Below are 18,808 nucleotides of genomic sequence, written 5' to 3'. Positions count from 1 at the left end.
TCTGCCTTAATTAACAGGTACGACCAGAGAGGGCGATGTGGCATACCAAAAACTATTACAACCACTTGATCTGGGGTTCACCCAGCTGAAAAATCGCGTCATTATGGGCTCGATGCATACGGGGCTAGAAGAAGAGAAACAAGGCTTTGCTAAGCTGGCGGCGTTTTATGCTGAGCGGGCAAAAGGCGGCGTTGGCCTGATAATTACCGGCGGTATTAGCCCTAACTTTCGTGGCAATCTGGTGCCTTTTGGCAGCCAGCTTAGCTTCTGGTGGCAAACCGGTAAGCATAAACAGGTCACTGCGGCTGTGCATCAACATGGTGCGAAGATTTGCTTACAGTTATTGCATGCTGGCCGTTATGGTTATCATCCGTTTAGTGTGGCACCCAGCAACATTAAATCGCCGATAACACCGTTTAAACCTTCACAGATGTCTGCACGACAGGTGCGCGCTACGATTAAAGACTTTGCCCATGCCGCTAAATTATCCCGCAAAGCGGGTTACGACGGCGTGGAGGTTATGGGTTCTGAAGGTTACCTGATTAATCAATTTATTTGCTCGCGAACTAATCAGCGTACAGACGAGTGGGGCGGCAGCTTTACTAACCGCTGTCGTTTTGCCATTGAAACGGTTAAGGCCGTAAGAGCGGCCTGTGGTGACGACTTTATCATAATTTATCGTTTATCCATGCTGGATTTGGTGGAAGACGGTAACAGCTATGAAGAGGTGGTTGCTCTAGCTAAAGCAATTCAAGATGCCGGTGCAAGCTTAATTAATACCGGTATTGGCTGGCATGAGGCGCGGGTACCTACTATTGGCACTATGGTGCCGCGCGCCGCTTTTAGCTGGGTAACTGAGCGGGTAAAAGCTGAAATAGCCATTCCTATTATTGCCACAAACCGGATTAATGATCCGCAGGTTGCAGAAGACATCCTCGCCAATGGCCAGGCTGATATGGTGTGTATGGCACGGCCGTTTTTAGCTGACCCGGATTTCGTTAACAAGGCGGCTGCTAATCAGGCCGATCAGATTAATACCTGTATTGCCTGTAATCAGGCATGCTTGGATCATGTATTTCAAAACAAACGCGCCAGTTGTCTGGTGAATCCACGGGCGTGTTATGAAACCGAATTAAATTTTACTCCGGCAGTACAACGTAAAAAAATTGCTGTAGTGGGCGCCGGACCGGCTGGGCTGGCATTTAGTGTCTATGCTGCACAGCGTGGCCATGAGGTGCATCTATTTGATAAATCGCACCAAATAGGCGGCCAGTTTAACTATGCCAAGCAAATTCCGGGTAAAGAGGAATTTCACGAAACGTTGCGTTATTTTGGCCGGATGCTCGAACTTCATGCTGTTAAGCTGCACTTAAATGCACCTCAAACTGCAGAGTCGCTGGTGGCAGGAGGGTTTGACGAAGTGGTATTAGCTACTGGCATAGTACCGCGTGATATTGGCTTGGCTGGCAGTGACCACCCTAAAGTACTGAGTTATTTAGATGTATTGCGTGACCATAAAGCCGTAGGCAAACATGTTGCGGTTATTGGTGCAGGCGGCATTGGCTTTGACGTGGCTGAGTACCTTACGGAGCCGCATTCATTGACGATGCAGCCAGCAGCCTGGTTAAAAGACTGGGGTATTGATAAAAGCTATCAGGCCAGAGGAGCCTTACTGCCTGATGAGTTGCCTGTACCTGCTGAACGCAAAGTCTATTTGTTGCAACGCAAGACAACTAAAGTCGGGGCTGGTTTGGGTAAAACGACAGGCTGGATCCATCGGGCATCTTTAAAGAAAAAAGGTGTAGAGATGATCGCCGGCGTTAACTATGTCAAAGTTGATGATGATGGGCTCTGGGTAGATATTGCAGGTGAAGAGCGCTGCCTTAATGTTGATAATGTGGTTATTTGTGCCGGGCAAGAGCCGCTTAGAGCCTTGGTGAGCACACTGCAACAACACGATATCAACGCACACCTGATTGGCGGTGCTGATGTAGCAGCCGAGCTAGATGCTAAACGTGCGATTCGTCAGGGCGCAGAGTTGGCGGCAACCATTTAGAGTTAGCGCTTTAGCTGGCACAATCTCAGTGCCAGTAAGCACCTTTGTGGTGCAATTGCAAATTAAAGGCACCAATATGGTGCCTTTGTCATGCTTAAGTCATTAACTTGTTGTAAGGTTAGTTGCTACAAAACGTTATTCTGCGTGAACTCTAGGCTTTTCGTGTTGCAGGCTGCTATTCTGGTATCAGCCTTGCACCTTGAATAAAAACACACAGCAAGCACAACAGGGAGTTTCTATGTCCGGGGTATTAACCATGATACTGGCAGGCGGTGAGGGCACACGTTTGTCGCCCTTAACTGGTGTCAGAGCAAAACCTGCAGTACCGTTTGGCGGTAATTACCGTATTATTGACTTCGTATTGAACAATTTTGTTAACTCAGACTTGTTGCAAATATTTGTTATTACGCAATTTAAATCACATTCGTTGATGAAGCATTTAAGCCGGGCCTGGCGGGTAACAGGTTTAACTAACCGCTTTATCGATCCGATACCGGCGCAAATGCAAACAGGTAAACATTGGTATTTGGGCACAGCTGATGCTATTTACCAGAATCTGCATTTAATTCACGGCCTTGATCCTGAGCATGTTTGTGTGTTTGGTGGTGATCATATCTATAAAATGGACGTTCGGCAGATGCTGGATTTTCACCGGCAGCATCATGCCAGGCTTACCGTTGCGGCTATACCTGTGCCGGTCGATCAGGCGCATGAGTTTGGTGTAATCGAAGTAGACGCCAACGGCAAAATGATTGGTTTTGAAGAGAAGCCGAAAACCAATCCGAAAACCATTCCGGGCCGGCCGGATTTTGTATTGGCCTCGATGGGTAACTATATTTTTGAAGCCAAAACCCTGGTCAATGTATTGGAGGCCGATGCTGAGCAAGCCGACTCTAAACACGATTTTGGCCACAATATTATTCCCGGTTTGTATCCGGCTGGTGATGTTTATGTGTATGATTTTTCATCAAATATAATCCGTGGTGAAAATGAACGCAGCGCCGGTTATTGGCGAGATGTTGGCACCATAGATTCTTATTACGAAGCAAATATGGATCTTATATCGGTAGAGCCACCGTTTGATTTATACAACAAGTACTGGCCGCTGCGCGGTTACACTCCGCCGGTGCCGCCGGCAAAATTTGTCCATGATGAAGCTAACCGCACAGGACAAGCGATAAGCTCTATGGTGGCGTCGGGCTGTATTGTCAGTGGCTCTATTGTCTATCAGTCTATTTTAGGTTTTAACGTGCATGTGCATAGCCACAGTTATATCGAAAAATGTGTGCTGATGGGTAACAATGATATTGGCAGGGGCTGCCGTATTCGCCGCGCTATTATTGATAAAGACGTTAAAATTGCCCCTGGCACCATTATCGGTGAAGATCCGGTGCAAGATAAGCAGCGCTTTCATGTGTCCGCCAGCGGCGTAATTGTTATTCCCAAAGGCGCTATGGTGGGCTTTGATTAAGCGCAAGGCAACACTAAGGAAACGTTGTGCGGATATTGTTTATATGTAGTGAGTATGAGGGCCTGATTAAAACCGGAGGCCTTGCCGATGCCTGTCGGGGCTTGGCTCAGAGCCTGGTTGCGCAGGGGCACAGCGTGTGCGTGGTTTTACCGCGCTATACGCCACTTTATGCATTAGAAACGGATAGCTCGCACTCGGTATATTTTGACCTTGGTGGGCGTGACTTTGGCTGTGCAGTTCATCAGCTAAGTGTGGAAGGTGTCGATATTGCGCTAGTAGAGCATCACGATTTTTTCCGCCGCGACAGGCCGTACGACGATGGTGAGCAGGGTTACAGCGATAACCCACTGCGCTTTAGCTTTTTTTGTAAAGCGGCGTTGCAGTGGGCGTTGCAGACCGGGCAACAATTTGACCTTATCCACGGCCATGATTGGCAAAGTGCGGCCGCAGCCTATTATTTAAAGCAGCATTATCAATATTCAACGTTAGCTGCGATACCGTTTGTATTCACTATTCATAATGGCGCTTATCAGGAAAAATGTGCAGTTTACTGGCGTGAACAGTTGGCTATAGCGCCGCAGCAACATCACGAGCTTAATTTTTTGGCGACTGCTCTGGAACATGCCGACAAAATTAATACTGTCAGTCAAGGTTATCGCGACGAGTTGATGCAAGAGCCGATGGCTGCAGGCTTATCGGTGCTATATCAGCGCCGCGCTGCTGATTTTAGCGGCATTTTAAACGGATGTGATTATGCCATATGGCATCCTGCTTACGACCGCTACTTGGCCGCACCTTACGATGCGGATGATTTAAAAGGCAAAGCACAATGCCAGGCCGCCTTGCGCCAGCAATTGCAGCTGGCACCCAGTCAAGCGCCGCTGTTTGTCGCGGTCAGCCGCTTGACCGGACAAAAGGGCTATGACTATTTAATACCGGCACTTAACCAGTGGTTGGCACATACTCCAGCGCAAGTGGTCATAATGGGCACTGGTGAGAGTCGCTATTGTCGGGATTTAACGGCTTTGCAGCAACAATACCCAGAGCAATGTCGCTTTGTGTTGGGTTTTAGTGACGCTATGGCACATCAGTTGGAAGCTGCAGGGGATTTTTTCCTGATGCCATCGTTGTTTGAGCCCTGTGGCCTGAATCAGCTGTATAGCCTACGATATGGCACAGTACCCCTGGTTCGGCTAACCGGCGGTTTAAAAGATACGGTTAAGCCCTGGCCGGCACGCGGTGCCACCGGTATTGGTTTTATCGAGCCGGATATCAGCAGTACGATATCGGCTTTGCAACAAGCCGAACAATTATTTAGTAAGCCCGCTAGCTACCGGCGGGTGCAGCAAAATGGCATGGCGCAGAACTTTAGCTGGCCATGGGCTGCTGAGCAATATCTGGCTCTGTATCAACAGGTGCTGTTGGCAAAAGCGCATTATATTTCAGCAAACTGATTGAAAGCCCGGCAGACAAACGCAACCTTGGCATAATCTGATGTAAAGGTTGCGGTTAATTTGCTAGGCTGTGAGCTGCTATTACCGTCGGGGTCTACTATGGATGCATTAACGTTACTCACCAGCCGCTTTTCTTCTGCTCGCTTAACAGAGCCTGCGCCTGAGGGCGAGGCATTGGACAACATTAAACGTGCGGCACTGCAAGTGCCAGATCATGGCAATTTACGGCCCTGGCGCTTTGTTATCGCCGAAGGCCGTCAGGCGTTGTGTCGGTTAGGCGATATCTTTGCTGAAGCCGCAGTAGAGGACGATCCTGCAATTGCAAATGAGCTGTTAGAACGCGCCCGTCAATTACCGTTACGGGCTCCGATGGTGATAATCTGTATCGCCAAAGCGGTAGAACACGCCAAAATACCGTTAATAGAGCAGCAGCACTCTGCCGCCTGCGCGGTAATGGCGATGCAACAGGCCGCTTTTGCGCAGGGTTTTGGCGGCATCTGGCGCACCGGTGCTTACTCGCAATTAGACTTCGTTAAACAAGCGCTGGAGCTGGGCGAAGACGACGAAATCGTCGGCTTTTTATACCTAGGCACGCCAAACGGCGAGCCGGCCAAACGCCATACACCCGAGCCGACCGAGTATTTCTCCTATCTGTAATTAGCTCAAATCCAAAGAGCTGCAGTGCTCTTTGGATTGCCTGACAACTTGCAAGTACAAGCCGGAAAGAAATTAAACTGCAACAGCGCCGGCTTGTGTTGCTTGCAGGGCTCTCAAGGGGAGAGGGGGCAGTACTTGAAGGAAGAACTTACAGTCAAGCTGAAGCCAGAGAGAAAATGAGTAAATGGCTGGCCGCTACAGGCAATAAAAAAGGCGCTGTTTAACGCGCCTTTTGTGTATTTGAGAGTTATTAAAACTCAGCGTTGCCCGGCGTGCGCGGGAAGGCGATTACATCGCGCACGTTACCTACACCGGTAACGTAAGACACTAAACGCTCAAAGCCTAAACCAAAACCAGCGTGTGGCACTGTGCCGTAGCGGCGCAGGTCGCGGTACCAGCTGTAGTCTTCTTTATCCAGACCCATTTCAGCCAAACGCTTATCAAACTCTTCCAGCCGTTCTTCACGCTGGCTGCCGCCGATAATTTCACCGATACCCGGTGCCAATACGTCCATGGCCGCTACGGTTTTACCGTCGGCATTTAAGCGCATATAAAAGGCTTTAATGTCTTTTGGGTAGTTTTGCATAATGATAGGTGCGCCAATGTGCTCTTCAGCCAGGTAGCGCTCGTGCTCAGATTGCAAATCGACACCCCATTCCACTGGGTATTCGAACTTCTTACCGCAGGTTTTTAAAATCTCGATAGCGTCGGTGTAATCCATGCGCACAAACGACGAGTCAACTAACTGCTGTAACCGGGTTACGGCGGTAGGGTCGATACGCTCGGCAAAAAAGGCCATATCATCGGCGCGCTCTGTCAGTACGGCTTTACACACGTACTTCAGCATATCTTCTGCCAGCTGGGCGATGTCTTTTAATTCGGCAAAGGCGACTTCTGGCTCTATCATCCAAAACTCGGCCAAGTGACGGCTGGTGTTAGAGTTTTCAGCGCGGAACGTTGGGCCAAAGGTGTAAATTTTTGACATGGCACAAGCATAGGTTTCGCCGTTTAACTGGCCAGATACGGTTAAGAAGGTTTCTTTACCGAAGAAATCCTTGCTGTAGTCAATGTTGCCTTTGTCAGTGCGCGGTAAGTTTTCCATGTCCAGCGTGCTGATGCGGAACATCTCACCAGCACCTTCAGCGTCTGAACCAGTGATAATTGGCGTGCTGATCCAGTAATAGCCTTGTTCGTGGAAAAAACGATGCACCGCTTGCGCCAGACAATGCCGAACGCGCGTTACTGCACCCATAATATTGGTGCGCGGGCGCAAATGCGCATGTTCACGCAGATATTCCATGCTATGACGTTTTGGCGCCATGGGGTAGGTGTCCGGGTTTTCTACCCAACCAAGCACCTCAACCAGGCTTGCTTGTAATTCAAAGGCTTGGCCTTGACCTTCTGAGCGCGCTATGGTGCCGGTTACGGCTACCGAGCATGAGGTGGTTAAACGCTTTATCTCTGACTCATAATTATTCAGCTCTGCTGGCGCAACTGCCTGCACAGCGTCGAAGCAGCTGCCATCATGAATAGCTAAAAAGGAAATGCCCGCTTTTGAATCACGGCGGGTGCGGATCCAGCCTTTAACGGTGACAGACTCACCTACGGCATAGCGACCGGCTAAAACATCTTTAATAACGGCGTGCGTCATGCAACAAACTCCAGAGGGTGTAAACTTAGACAACTGCGTAAAGGCTGTAATGATACTGAGCCATGCGCACAACACAAGAAAAAATTGGCAGGACAATTAAATTGATGACTGAGTCGCAAAAACCGGAAAAATATGAGCGCCGCCAGGGACCGGATTTTTTGTGCCGGGCTTTTAGCTGGTTGGCAATTGCTGGCTGGTTGGTATTTATTGCCGGGCTGGTCGTAGCGCATTACGCCAGCCCTGAGTTAGACACCGGATTAGTGCGTTATTGGGGCATTGAGATACGCACCGACTGGCACCCAATCTTAACGGTTTATCTGCAGTATTTGCTATGGGTAGTGGTGGTGGTAAGCGCGATGAGTATTGCACTAAACCGCCTGCGGCTGCGCCGGCGGGGCGACCATCTACATCTTAATATTATCTTGCTATTGCTAACCAGTATTGGTTTGTTGCTTTATTTATACTTACAAATTTAAACGCCGGTTACACTGCGCATGGCAGCGGTGAGCTTACTCAACTGCTCTGGCTGAATAATAAAGGGCGGCATAATGTAAATTAGATTATTAAAGGGCCGGATCCACACGCCCATCTCGACAAAACGTTGCTGCAACGCCGCTACATCTACCTTGTTATGCATTTCCAGCACGCCGATGGCGCCGAGCACCCGTACATCTTTTACCAACTCCGATTGCCGGCAGGCTGCTAACTCGATGCTAAGTTGGCTTGCTATGTTAGCCACTTGCTGCTGCCAGTGTCCTTGGGCAATAAGCGTTAAGCTAGCACTTGCCACGGCACAAGCTAAAGGGTTGGCCATAAACGTAGGGCCGTGCATTAAGCCACCGGCCGAACTTGCGCTAATACCCCGTGCAACTTCATCGCTACACAGTGTGGCGGCCAGGGTTATATAACCGCCACTGAGGGCTTTGCCTACGCACATAATATCGGGTTGAATAGCGGCATGCTCACAGGCAAACAACTTACCGCTGCGGCCAAAGCCGGTAGCAATTTCATCGGCAATTAGCAGTACCTGGTATTGCTTGCAAAGGGCGCTGGCCTGGCGCAAATATTCAGGATGATAAAAACGCATACCGCCGTAACCTTGTACTATGGGCTCGAGGATCAAGGCGGCAATTTCAGTATGGTGTTTGGCCAACAGCTGTTCAAGCGGGGCTATATCGTCTGGATTGAAGTCAGCTGCAAACCCACTTTGTGGCGCTGGTAAAAAGTAGTGTTGTGGCAGCATGGCCGCGAAAATGTCGTGCATACCATCAACTGGATCACATACCGCCATAGCGGCAAAGGTATCACCATGGTAGCCCTTGCGCAGGCTAATCAACTGCTGTTTTTGCGGGGTTGCGCTGGCTTGCCAATACTGCAACGCCATTTTAATAGCTACTTCAACTGCAATTGATCCACTGTCGGCTAAAAATACTTTGGTTAAATTAGGTGGCACCATTGCCAATAATTGCTGACACAATTGCACCACCGGCTGGTGGGTTAATCCGCCAAACATCACATGCGCCATTTTACTCAGCTGTGTGGTAACGGCCTCGTTCAATTGCGGATGATTATAACCATGTACCGCAGACCACCAAGACGCCGTTCCGTCGATTAGCCGCTGACCATTCTCCAGTATCAGCTCGCAGCCCTCGGCCGCTACAACAGGATAAACTGGCAGCGGATTTTGCATCGACGTATAAGGGTGCCAGATATGAGTCCGATCGAATGCTAAATTTATGCTCATTATTTAACCTGCAGTAAAGCTTTAAGTCTGGTCGGCGTTGACAACGTAAAGGTGGCGGTTAGACTAGCTGAAAATTATTCTAAGCTCAATTTTATCAGGGATATTTATGCAGGCCGACGTTCGACATGACTGGACACTGACGCAAGTAAATGCGCTTTACGCACTGCCATTTAACGATTTATTGTTTCAGGCACAAACCATACATCGCCAGCATTTTAAACCGAATGAAGTGCAGGTTAGTACCTTACTGTCGATCAAAACCGGAGCCTGTGCAGAAGACTGTAAATATTGCCCGCAAAGCGGCCACTATAATACTGGCCTCGAGCGTGAACGTCTGCTGGAAGTCGAAAAAGTATTAACCCAGGCCCAGGCGGCTAAAGAGAAGGGCGCTAGCCGGTTTTGTATGGGCGCCGCCTGGACTAACCCTAAACAGCGCGACATGCCTTACATTATTGAAATGGTTCAGGGCGTAAAAGCGATGGGATTAGAAACCTGTATGACATTGGGCATGCTAACGGGTGAGCAGGCCACAACATTAGCTGGCGCAGGGTTAGATTACTACAATCATAATTTGGACACTTCGCCGGAGTTTTATGGTGAAATTATAACAACCCGTACTTATCAAGACCGCTTAGATACGTTAAGCCATGTGCGTGATGCAGGCATGAAAGTCTGTTGCGGCGGCATTTTGGGTATGGGCGAGAGTGCCAATGACCGCTCTGCGTTGTTAATGCAGTTAGCCAACCTACCGGTACACCCAGAAAGTGTACCTATTAACATGCTGGTAAAAGTGGCGGGTACGCCACTGGAAAATGTCGATGACTTAGATGCTTTTGAATTTATCCGTACTATTGCTGTTGCGCGAATTATGTTGCCGCAAAGCCATGTACGTTTATCTGCGGGGCGTTCACGTATGAATGAACAGATGCAGGCACTGTGTTTCTTTGCAGGCGCCAATTCAATTTTCTATGGCGATAAACTGCTTACCACAGATAACCCTGAAGCTGACGCCGACATGCAACTGTTTGCTAAGCTGGGCATTAAGCCAGAGCAGCGCCATGATGTATCGGATGAAGCCCACACGTTGGCGTTGGCTGATGCGATAAAAGAACAGGCTAACCCGCCACTGTTTCACGCGGCACAGTAAGCATGTATGCCGACAGAGTTGCCCGGCTGCAACGGGCGCTCGACGAGCGCGCGACACAGCAACTGCTGCGCACTCCGGTTACGCTTGAGCGCTACAATGGCCGCCAGTTAATCATTGCCGGAAAAGGATATATCAATTTTTCCGGCAATGATTATTTAGGCCTGGCCACCGAGCCCCAGGTGCTGCAGGCATTTGCCGACGGCGCCCGGCATTATGGCGCTGGTAGCACGGGTTCACCGCTGGTCACCGGCCAGCATGGCGTGCATCAGCAGCTTAGTGATAGTTTATGTGATTGGCTGGGTTTCGAGCGGGTACTGCTGTTTTCGTCCGGTTTTGCCGCTAATCAGGCGATGTTGCTAACGCTGAGCGACAAAGCCGACACCCTGTTATTGGATAAACTAAGCCATGCATCGTTAATTGATGCTGCTTTGCACAGTGATGCGAATCTTAAGCGCTTTGTACATAACGATGTGGCCGCACTAGAAGCTTTGCTGAGCCAGGTTCAGCGCCCTATGGTCGTCACCGAAGGTGTGTTCAGTATGGATGGTGACAGCCCGGATCTGGCGGTTATGCTGACACTGTGCCAGCAGTTTAATGCGCCCTTGCTGCTGGACGATGCCCATGGTTTGGGCGTGTCGGGGCCAGAAGGTATGGGCACAGCCACTGCACAGGGTATTAAGCAGGCAGATGTTTTTTGTACTATGGCTAACTTTGGTAAAGCGCTTGGTGTTGGCGGAGCCTTTATCGCGGGTAGTAAAACCGTTATTGATTACATCGAGCAATTTGGCCGGCATTATATTTACAGCACGGCATTGCCGCCGGCGCTTTGTGCGGCTGTACTAAAAAGCATTGAGCTGTGCCGCAAGGAAGATTGGCGTCGTGACAAATTGCATAGCAATATTACGCTGTTTCGCAATCTGGCCAGTGATTTACCGCAGCTTGACTCCCAAAGTGCCATTCAGGCAGTGGTGCTGGGCAGCAGCGAGCGGGCGCTTAGTGTCAGCCAGGCATTAAAGCACACCGGCATTTGGCTTAGTGCTATCCGACCACCAACAGTACCACAAGGCAGTGCAAGATTACGTATCACGCTGAGTGCACATCATACTGAGCAGGATATTCAACAATTAGTACAGCAGTTAAGGCAGTTAATATGAGTGCTGTAATGCAAGACAGGTTATACAGTGCCAGCGGCTTTGGCCAGCAAGTGGCCAAAAGTTTTAGCGCGGCCTCACAAAGCTATATGCAGGGGGCCCGTTTACAACAACAAGTAGCGCTGGATGCATTAGCTATGCTAGCAAAAGAGCCACGCGGGCATTTGCTTGACCTGGGCTGCGGTCCGGGTTGGCTTCATCCGCGTTTAACCGATTACTGTAACACCTTTACCGCGGTTGATTTAAGTGCCGGTATGCTGGCAAAGGCGGCGCAGGCAGCACTGGCAAAAACCTACCTACAAGCCGATGCGCAGCAGTTGCCGCTGGCAGATAATAGCGTGGATACGGTATTTTCCAGCCTGATGCTGCAGTGGTGTGCCAAGCCAGCCGCGGTTTTTGCCGAAGTAAGCCGGGTGCTTACGCCCGGTGGTAAAGTTGTTATTACCACGCTGGTAGAGGGCACGTTGGCCGAATTGGCCCAGGCATTTGCTGGTTTAGACAGTTATCCGCATGTCAGCCGGTTTTTAGCCGTTGATAGCATAAAGCAGGCAGCTTTTGCCACTGCAGGCGTCAACTGGCAGTTTGAACAGCGCCGTTATCCGCTGTATTACCCCGACGTACAAACGTTAGCCCGCGAGCTAAAACTGTTGGGCGCCAATCAGGTTGCTGGGCGGCGCAGTGGTTTAACCGGCAAGGGGTACTGGCAACAACTGGCACGAGCCTATGAGATACACCGCACTATGCTGGGACTGCCGGCCAGTTATCAGGCGTTGATGATAAGCGGAGTGAAACATGGCAGTTAACTCAGTGTTTATAACGGCCACCGACACGGATGCCGGCAAGACTTTTATCAGCAGTTTGCTGTTGCAAGGGTTTAGCAGACTAAATATCCCTGCATTGGGTGTAAAGCCACTTGCGGCAGGGGCTGATAAGCAGGGGCAAAATAGTGACGCGTTACTGTTGCAGCAGTATTCTGGTATCGCGTTACCCTATGTACAGATAAACCCAATCTGTTATCAGGCGCCGGTAGCGCCACATCTGGCCGCCTTCAACGAAAAAAGACACATCGACGAAAAGGTTTTGAATAACGCACTGGCAAACTGGCAAAGCCTGGATGCAGAGCGACTGCTGATTGAAGGTGCCGGTGGTTGGTTATTGCCTATAGATGACAAACGTTGTCTGGCAGACTGGGTAGCTGAACATAACTTGCCGGTGCTGCTGGTGGTAGGTATGAAACTCGGCTGTTTAAACCATGCCATGTTAACGGTGCGCGAAATTGAGCGCAGTGGCTGCAAGCTGCTAGGCTGGGTGGCCAACTGCATTGACCCGGAAATGGCTTTACTTGAGCAGAATATTGCCGATTTACGCCAACGAATTACCGCACCTTGCTTGGGGGTGGTACCTTTTGCGCCAGAGCAAAACAGACTAAATGAACTCGCAGTGCAATTGGCGCAAAGCTTGGCAGCACAGCTGAGTTAATGCAGCCGGCTGCCAAATTTTTTCCAGAGTTTACAACTATAAATCCTGATTTGACGCAGTAAATTTACCATCGCCATTATTAAGCCATAGCCGCGGCTCTTTTTTAGCTGCCTGAGCATGGGTACTTTCAAGACGCTGATCATTGTTTATATAGAGATCGGCGATGCCGTCTCCATTAACATCGCCGACGGTAGCGCCGTGAGAATAACTTTTAACAGCACTTAAAGCTGTAGCTGTAGTGTTTTGTAAACCGTTAGCAGTGTTGATTAACAGCGTATTGGTATATCCCGGAAATGGTGCAAAGTCACGACCATGATCGGCAATAAATAAATCGTCAAAGCCATCATTATTGTAGTCAGCGACTAACCACTCCCGACCATGCTGCAATCGTGGTGCGTCACCGGCAAACATATCTTCGCGATGGCGGGAAAACTCACCGATACCGTTGTTCAGGTGAACAAAGATAGCGACCGTTTCAGCATCCGAATCACCACCGGAATATATTGCAGATGACGCGACAAAATCGGCAAAGCCATCACGATTCACATCGAGCAGGGCACCACTATTACTGTTCTGATTAGTGTCAGAATAACGCAGTTCAAAGTTCAGGTTGCCGGGTGTACTTTGGTTGATATAAGAGGGCACTTTACGCTCACCAAAAGTGGGTTGCACGACATCAACCAGATCATCTCCGTCAATGTCAGCAGTGAGCAGGTTCCAGGTTGCAACATAAGGTTGAAATTCATTGATAGAAAATACTGGAGGATACAAGTCAACAGCTCTGAGTGTGGGGTGTACAGTTTGACTGGCCAGGACTGGATCTGACAGCGTGATGCTCGCCGGAGCAAAGCTACCACTACCGTTATTCAGGTAAATGCGTCCACCCCAGCAATTGCTGTCATATAGCTGTGTATCACACTGACTGCCATTAGAATTATGTGCCAGCAGAAAATCTTCTTTGCCATCATTATCGAAATCCGCTACGTGTATTTCGCCCCAGCCATTCAAATTGGCATCGCTGATCGTGTCTGCAGCGGTATAGTTTCCACTGGTTGAACCAAGATAAAGTTGTAAACGGGTTTGTTCATAAAGCCCGATTAACAGCAAGGCAACGATATCATCGACGTTGTCACCATTAGCATCAATTTTGGCATGATAAATAACAGACTCTGCTGGTGCTGGATAAGCTGGCAATGCATTATTTTTATTGGCAAATTTACCGCTACCATCATTGATTAGTAACTGCGAGGCGGCAAAACCGTTCCCGGCATAGGCAGATAACACCAGGTCGTTGTCGCCGTCGCCGTCTGCGTCAATAATCAAAGAGTTAAGTACCTGCTCTGGCACAACCAAGCTGACAACAGGTGGCGGAGTGACGGGTGGGTTAGGATTACCCGTACCTGTGTCTGTTGTTTCACTGCCACCACCACATCCGCTGATTAGCACAGTGGCAATAATGCCTGACATTGCTTTTATAAAATTTTGTTTCATCATAACTCCTGATACATAACCATGCCTAAACCAACCGGCAGCATAAGCAACTGATGTCAGCTTAATAGCGCTAGGTGACGAATATCATTGAAGAGTTATGAAAATTTATGAAGTCATTGAAAGTTAGTAAGATATTTGTAGATGGTTGCAAGCTTAGTGGCTGTTATCAGCTACTTGCTGATGGTTTATAAAGTGATGCACGGTGCTATAGAGGACGTCTTTATCTACTACCACAGCATTGGCACCATAAGACGCCGCGGTATTTTTTTGTCCGGCTGATGGCATTATGGTGTAAATAATGTATGGCGTGTTAATGTCTTTGGCGCGTATTAGTTCCGCCAGATGCAAACCGGCAACCGGATTAGCGTTACGGCCCATATCGGAAATAATTACCTGATACTGATACATGCTCAGTAACGCCAGCGCATCTTTACTGGATGTCACTTTATAAACGGCAAACTGCTTTTGTTCAAAGTAGGCAATTTCAGCGCTGTTGTTTTCCGGATGGTCATCGACCCACAGTATGCGTCCGCTGATATTGTCCGGCTCAGCAATTTTTAAATGGACTGCACTGTCGGTAGGCAACATTTTTGCTGCTATCGCCAAAATAGCCAACAGTGGTATAGCGGCAACCGCTAATACAGTAAAGCGAAAACGCAGGCGTTTGTCAGTCCGAGCCGCGCCTATTGTTGCGGTTGGTGGCTGATACGCATTTTGGAGTTTGAGGTTTTGTGCAATGTCGTGCGTGAGGCGGTAACCCCGGCCATGAACGGTTTGTATTATTGGCGTGGCAAGGCCAATATTTTTGAAAAATAACCGGCTGTCTGACACTAGTTTTGCCAGAGAGCTGATGCTTACCACACGTTTAGGCCACAGCTCGGTTAATAAACATTGTGTTTCGCAGGGTTCCGGGTAGCGTTCGGCTAATAGTTTAAGCAACAGCACTATCCGATCGTCACAGTGTACGGCTTGACCCTGACAGGAAATTACCAACGATGTCGGATCGAGCACATAGGGCCCTAATTTATAATTCATACAACTCGGCCTGATTAAATTGGCGCAAATGATGCATCAAATTCAGTATTCGCAGCAATAGTTTGCTTCTGGCCATGACAAAAGTAATAACCGCATAATGTACCAAGATACTGCACAACACCATGCTGCATGCGCAAAGCGCTTCCCTCAGGCAGGGCAATAATCGGCGTGTCCGGATTTAGTTGCATAAATTCTGCCAGGCGCATATCGCGGGTTTCACCGTGAAAGCCATCGGGTTTATAGTCGGTATAATGCGGATTTAACTGTATCGGTAACAGGTTAAGCGCGTTAAACGAAGGCGGCTCTATAATTGGCATATCATTGGTAGTGCGAATAGTCGCCCCGGCAATATTTGAGCCAGCACTCCACCCAATATAGGGGATGCCATCGGTTACGCGTTTCTTAATAAGTTGAACTATATCGTGTTGATATAGCTGATAAAGCAGATGAAATGTATTGCCGCCGCCAACCGCGATTGCCTGTGCTTGTGCCACGGCCTGGCGGACGTCGTTGAACTGATGAATACTGCGTACCGTAATGCCCTGTGGTGCCAATGCTTGCTGCACTGTGGCTAGGTAGTCGTCATAGGTAATGCTGATGCCGGCATAAGGAATAAACAGCAACTCGTCCACGCCTTGCAGATGCTGCGTTATCCAGTTGATATAAGGTGCCAGATAGGCGCTGTTGTTGGCGCGTGAGCTGCTTAATAGTAATAACTGCATGTTTTACTCCGTTAAGTTGGTCATATTGTAGCGAAAAGCCAGACGACAGACACCTTTAGTTACAAATTATCGCCGTAGCTGGTTAGCGAAACGCGTTGAAAACGGGCTCTAAGCCCATATAGTAAAGTGCAGTATGCCAATTGAGGGTTCGCAGTATGAAAAGAATCGTATTATTTTTAGCCACTAACTTAGCGGTTATTCTGGTGTTGAGCATTGTGCTTAATATCGTCTTCAGCTTTTTGGGCGTAGATCGCAGCAGCATTAGCGGCCTGTTGGTGTTTGCAGCCGTGTTTGGTTTTGGCGGCTCTTTTATATCCCTGGCAATATCTAAATGGATGGCGAAGCGCTCTACCGGCGCCGTGGTAATTGAACAGCCGCGCAATGCTACTGAACAGTGGTTAATGACCACCGTTGCACGCCAGGCAAAAAATGCCGGTATTGGCATGCCGGAAGTAGCAGTGTATGACTCGCCGGAAATGAATGCATTTGCCACCGGCATGAACCGCAACAATGCCTTAGTCGCGGTTAGCACTGGTTTGCTGCGCAACATGCGTGAAGACGAAGTTGAAGCTGTGTTGGCGCATGAAGTGTCGCACATTGCCAATGGCGACATGGTCACTCTTACGCTGATTCAAGGCGTGGTAAATACCTTTGTTATTTTCCTGGCGCGCTTAGTCGCCGGTATGTTGAATAACAACGGCAATAATAACCAGGGCGGTGGCTTGGCCTATTTTGCTACGGTTATTGTGCTGGAAATGGTCTTCGGCGTGTTAGCCAGCATTATAGTGATGTGGTTCTCGCGTCAACGTGAATACCGTGCAGATGCCGGCGCGGCCAAACTTGAGGGCGGTCCAAATAAAATGATTGCTGCATTGGAGCGCTTAAAACAAAACCATGAATCGCGTTTAGAGGGCAGCATGATGGCGTTTGGCATTGCTGGTGGGGCGAAAAAGTCTGAATTATTTTTAAGCCATCCACCCCTGGAAAAACGTATTGCTGCGCTACGTGGTCAGTCGTTCTAACACTCGCTAATGTTTGACATAAAAAGGGGCCATATATTTGGCCTCTTTTTATAACCGTGATTTTAATCTTGCACTTTTCGCACAAATTCCGATTTTAAACTCATGGCACCAAAGCCATCTATTTTACAATCAATGTCATGATCGCCCTCTACCAGGCGAATATTTTTTACTTTAGTGCCAATTTTTACTACCGCTGATGAGCCCTTCACTTTTAAATCTTTGATAACCGTAACTGTGTCGCCGTCCTGCAGTACGTTGCCGGCACTATCGCGCACGTTCAGATTGTCTGCGGTTTCAACCACTGTAGCGGACCATTCGTGGCTACACTCTGGACAAATTAACAGCGCGCCATCTTCATAGGTATAGACAGAATGGCATTTTGGGCAAGCGGGTAGTGCACTCATTATAGGGCTCCAGCGGGGCGAAAAACGCGTATTATACTGTACACGGCAGCTTTAGCGGCACTATTAATCGTTTGAATAGCGGCCATAGCGCAACAACACTAGTATCGGCAGGCCATTTTGTTATGGTAAGCAAAAATATTGACTCGGAGTGACTATGCGACAGGCTTTGATACCGGCACCGAAAATCGGCGCTTTTTTGCCACCACAACGTATTTTGATGGGCCCGGGGCCATCTGATGTGTCCCCGCAAGTTTTGGCTGCTCAAGCCAGGCCAACAGTCGGGCATTTGGACCCGTTGTTTATTGGCATGATGGATGAGTTAAAGCAGTTGCTGCAATATGCCTTTCAAACCCGCAATGAGATGACACTCGCCGTTTCGGCACCGGGAAGTGCTGGCATGGAAACCTGCTTTGTCAATTTGTTGGAGCCGGGCGACACGGTTATTGTGTGCCGCAATGGGGTGTTTGGTGAGCGAATGCGCCAAAACGTTGAACGCTGTGGTGCCACGGCAATAGTGGTGGATAATGCCTGGGGCGAGCCAGTAAACCCTGAACAGGTAGATGCAGCATTAAAAGCCAACCCGCAGGCAAAATATTTAGCCTTTGTGCACGCCGAAACCTCTACCGGGGCTCTATCCGACGCCAAAACGTTGTGTGCCCTGGCGCAGCAATATGCTTGTTTATCTATCGTTGATGCGGTTACCTCTTTAGGTGGTGTTGAACTGCGTGTCGATGAATGGGGTATTGACGCGATTTATTCTGGCAGCCAGAAGTGCTTATCCTGTGTACCTGGGTTATCACCGGTATCGTTTTCAGCCAAAGCGGTGGCGCGGATAAAAGCGCGCACACGGCCGGTGCAAAGCTGGTTTTTAGATCAAAGCCTGGTGATGAGCTATTGGAGTGGCGGTACCAAACGCAGTTATCACCACACTGCACCGGTAAATGCGCTATATGCCTTGCACGAGTCACTGCGCTTGTTAGCCGCTGAAGGTCTTGAGCAAAGCTGGCAACGGCATCGCGATATGCACCAATTGCTAAAACAAGGCTTAGCAGATTTGGGGCTTAAATTTGTGGTGGCAGAGCAGTATCGTTTGCCACAGCTAAACAGTGTGTATATTCAGCCCGGCATAGATGATGCCGCTGTGCGTAAACAGTTGCTTGAGCAATACAATTTGGAAATAGGTGCCGGCCTTGGCGATTTAGCGGGTAAAGCCTGGCGTATTGGCCTGATGGGCTACGGCGCGCGGCGGGAAAATGTCGCGCTGTGTATTAAAGCATTGGCCGATGTATTAGCTGAACAGTAATAACTGACAGCTGGCCGTTTT

The 18,808-nt window shown here is 49.1% G+C and carries 17 protein-coding genes; 11 read left to right on the top strand and 6 right to left on the bottom strand.

The window, feature by feature from the left end; translation table 11 throughout:
* Nucleotides 1-37: 37 nt before the first annotated feature.
* The 4 genes from I4W93_RS20500 (at nucleotide 38) to I4W93_RS05405 (ending at nucleotide 5,638) form a co-directional block, all read left to right on the top strand.
* Nucleotides 38-2,056: an oxidoreductase gene (locus tag I4W93_RS20500; protein ID WP_205310408.1), complete on the top strand. Its 2,019-nt coding sequence runs from the start codon at nucleotides 38-40 to the stop codon at nucleotides 2,054-2,056.
* Nucleotides 2,057-2,255: 199 nt separating this feature from the next.
* Complete coding sequence (glgC, locus tag I4W93_RS05415; protein WP_224673277.1) at nucleotides 2,256-3,527, top strand: glucose-1-phosphate adenylyltransferase; 1,272 nt, start codon at nucleotides 2,256-2,258, stop codon at nucleotides 3,525-3,527.
* Nucleotides 3,528-3,553: 26 nt separating this feature from the next.
* Nucleotides 3,554-4,981 carry a glycogen synthase gene (locus I4W93_RS05410; RefSeq protein WP_205310410.1) on the top strand — a complete coding sequence of 476 codons (1,428 nt, stop codon included), beginning with the start codon at nucleotides 3,554-3,556 and terminating at the stop codon, nucleotides 4,979-4,981.
* A gap of 99 nt (nucleotides 4,982-5,080) precedes the next feature.
* The gene (locus tag I4W93_RS05405) at nucleotides 5,081-5,638 is read left to right on the top strand and encodes an NAD(P)H nitroreductase (RefSeq protein ID WP_205310411.1); all 558 of its coding nucleotides are present in this window, start codon (nucleotides 5,081-5,083) and stop codon (nucleotides 5,636-5,638) included.
* Between the two features lie 250 nt (nucleotides 5,639-5,888).
* Here the strand turns inward: I4W93_RS05405 and asnS are convergent, their stop codons facing one another.
* Entirely contained in the window at nucleotides 5,889-7,289 is a 1,401-nt protein-coding gene (asnS, locus tag I4W93_RS05400) for an asparagine--tRNA ligase (protein ID WP_205310412.1), read from the bottom strand.
* Nucleotides 7,290-7,393: 104 nt separating this feature from the next.
* On the opposite strand from asnS, the gene I4W93_RS05395 reads away from it, so the two are divergent.
* The gene (locus I4W93_RS05395; protein ID WP_205310413.1) at nucleotides 7,394-7,765 is read left to right on the top strand and encodes a hypothetical protein; all 372 of its coding nucleotides are present in this window, start codon (nucleotides 7,394-7,396) and stop codon (nucleotides 7,763-7,765) included.
* Here the strand turns inward: I4W93_RS05395 and bioA are convergent.
* On the bottom strand, nucleotides 7,762-9,033 hold the full coding sequence (bioA, locus tag I4W93_RS05390; RefSeq protein ID WP_205310414.1) for an adenosylmethionine--8-amino-7-oxononanoate transaminase: 1,272 nt from the start codon (nucleotides 9,031-9,033) through the stop codon (nucleotides 7,762-7,764). The genes I4W93_RS05395 and bioA overlap by 4 nt on opposite strands.
* A 106-nt stretch (nucleotides 9,034-9,139) precedes the next feature.
* Between bioA and bioB the strand changes: the two genes are divergently transcribed.
* From bioB to bioD, 4 genes are read left to right on the top strand one after another with little or no spacing between them, the layout of a single operon-like run.
* Nucleotides 9,140-10,180 (top strand): biotin synthase BioB, encoded by a 1,041-nt coding sequence (gene bioB / locus I4W93_RS05385; RefSeq protein WP_205310415.1) that lies wholly within the window; start codon nucleotides 9,140-9,142, stop codon nucleotides 10,178-10,180.
* A gap of 2 nt (nucleotides 10,181-10,182) precedes the next feature.
* Nucleotides 10,183-11,334 carry an aminotransferase class I/II-fold pyridoxal phosphate-dependent enzyme gene (locus I4W93_RS05380; RefSeq protein ID WP_205310416.1) on the top strand — a complete coding sequence of 384 codons (1,152 nt, stop codon included), beginning with the start codon at nucleotides 10,183-10,185 and terminating at the stop codon, nucleotides 11,332-11,334.
* Nucleotides 11,331-12,134 carry a malonyl-ACP O-methyltransferase BioC gene (gene bioC / locus I4W93_RS05375; RefSeq protein ID WP_205310417.1) on the top strand — a complete coding sequence of 268 codons (804 nt, stop codon included), beginning with the start codon at nucleotides 11,331-11,333 and terminating at the stop codon, nucleotides 12,132-12,134. Before I4W93_RS05380 ends, bioC begins: the two co-directional genes overlap by 4 nt.
* Nucleotides 12,124-12,810: a dethiobiotin synthase gene (gene bioD / locus I4W93_RS05370; RefSeq protein WP_205310418.1), complete on the top strand. Its 687-nt coding sequence runs from the start codon at nucleotides 12,124-12,126 to the stop codon at nucleotides 12,808-12,810. Before bioC ends, bioD begins: the two co-directional genes overlap by 11 nt.
* Before the next feature lie 36 nt (nucleotides 12,811-12,846).
* On the opposite strand, the gene I4W93_RS05365 is transcribed toward bioD, so the two are convergent.
* The 3 genes from I4W93_RS05365 to pepE form a co-directional block, all read right to left on the bottom strand.
* Nucleotides 12,847-14,301 (bottom strand): FG-GAP repeat domain-containing protein, encoded by a 1,455-nt coding sequence (locus tag I4W93_RS05365; RefSeq protein WP_205310419.1) that lies wholly within the window; start codon nucleotides 14,299-14,301, stop codon nucleotides 12,847-12,849.
* Nucleotides 14,302-14,454: 153 nt separating this feature from the next.
* Nucleotides 14,455-15,336 (bottom strand): response regulator, encoded by an 882-nt coding sequence (locus I4W93_RS05360; protein WP_205310420.1) that lies wholly within the window; start codon nucleotides 15,334-15,336, stop codon nucleotides 14,455-14,457.
* A gap of 14 nt (nucleotides 15,337-15,350) precedes the next feature.
* A complete protein-coding gene (gene pepE / locus I4W93_RS05355; protein ID WP_205310421.1) occupies nucleotides 15,351-16,058 on the bottom strand; it encodes a dipeptidase PepE in 708 nt (235 codons plus the stop codon).
* A 155-nt stretch (nucleotides 16,059-16,213) separates the two neighbouring features.
* Here pepE and htpX point away from each other — a divergent pair, with 155 nt between their 5' ends.
* Entirely contained in the window at nucleotides 16,214-17,080 is an 867-nt protein-coding gene (htpX, locus tag I4W93_RS05350; RefSeq protein WP_205310422.1) for a protease HtpX, read from the top strand.
* 62 nt (nucleotides 17,081-17,142) lie between these two features.
* Here htpX and I4W93_RS05345 read toward each other — a convergent pair whose 3' ends face one another.
* Nucleotides 17,143-17,484, bottom strand: coding sequence for a zinc ribbon domain-containing protein YjdM (locus I4W93_RS05345; RefSeq protein ID WP_205310423.1), 342 nt, complete (start codon nucleotides 17,482-17,484; stop codon nucleotides 17,143-17,145).
* A 154-nt stretch (nucleotides 17,485-17,638) separates the two neighbouring features.
* On the opposite strand from I4W93_RS05345, the gene I4W93_RS05340 reads away from it, so the two are divergent.
* Entirely contained in the window at nucleotides 17,639-18,787 is a 1,149-nt protein-coding gene (locus tag I4W93_RS05340; RefSeq protein ID WP_205310424.1) for a pyridoxal-phosphate-dependent aminotransferase family protein, read from the top strand.
* Nucleotides 18,788-18,808 lie beyond the last annotated feature (21 nt).

Source organism: Rheinheimera maricola, assembly GCF_016918075.2.
GTDB classification, from domain to species: domain Bacteria; phylum Pseudomonadota; class Gammaproteobacteria; order Enterobacterales; family Alteromonadaceae; genus Alishewanella; species Alishewanella maricola_A.
The sequence above is the reverse complement of the archived record's forward strand: the minus strand, read 5'-3'. Positions and strand labels throughout refer to the sequence as shown.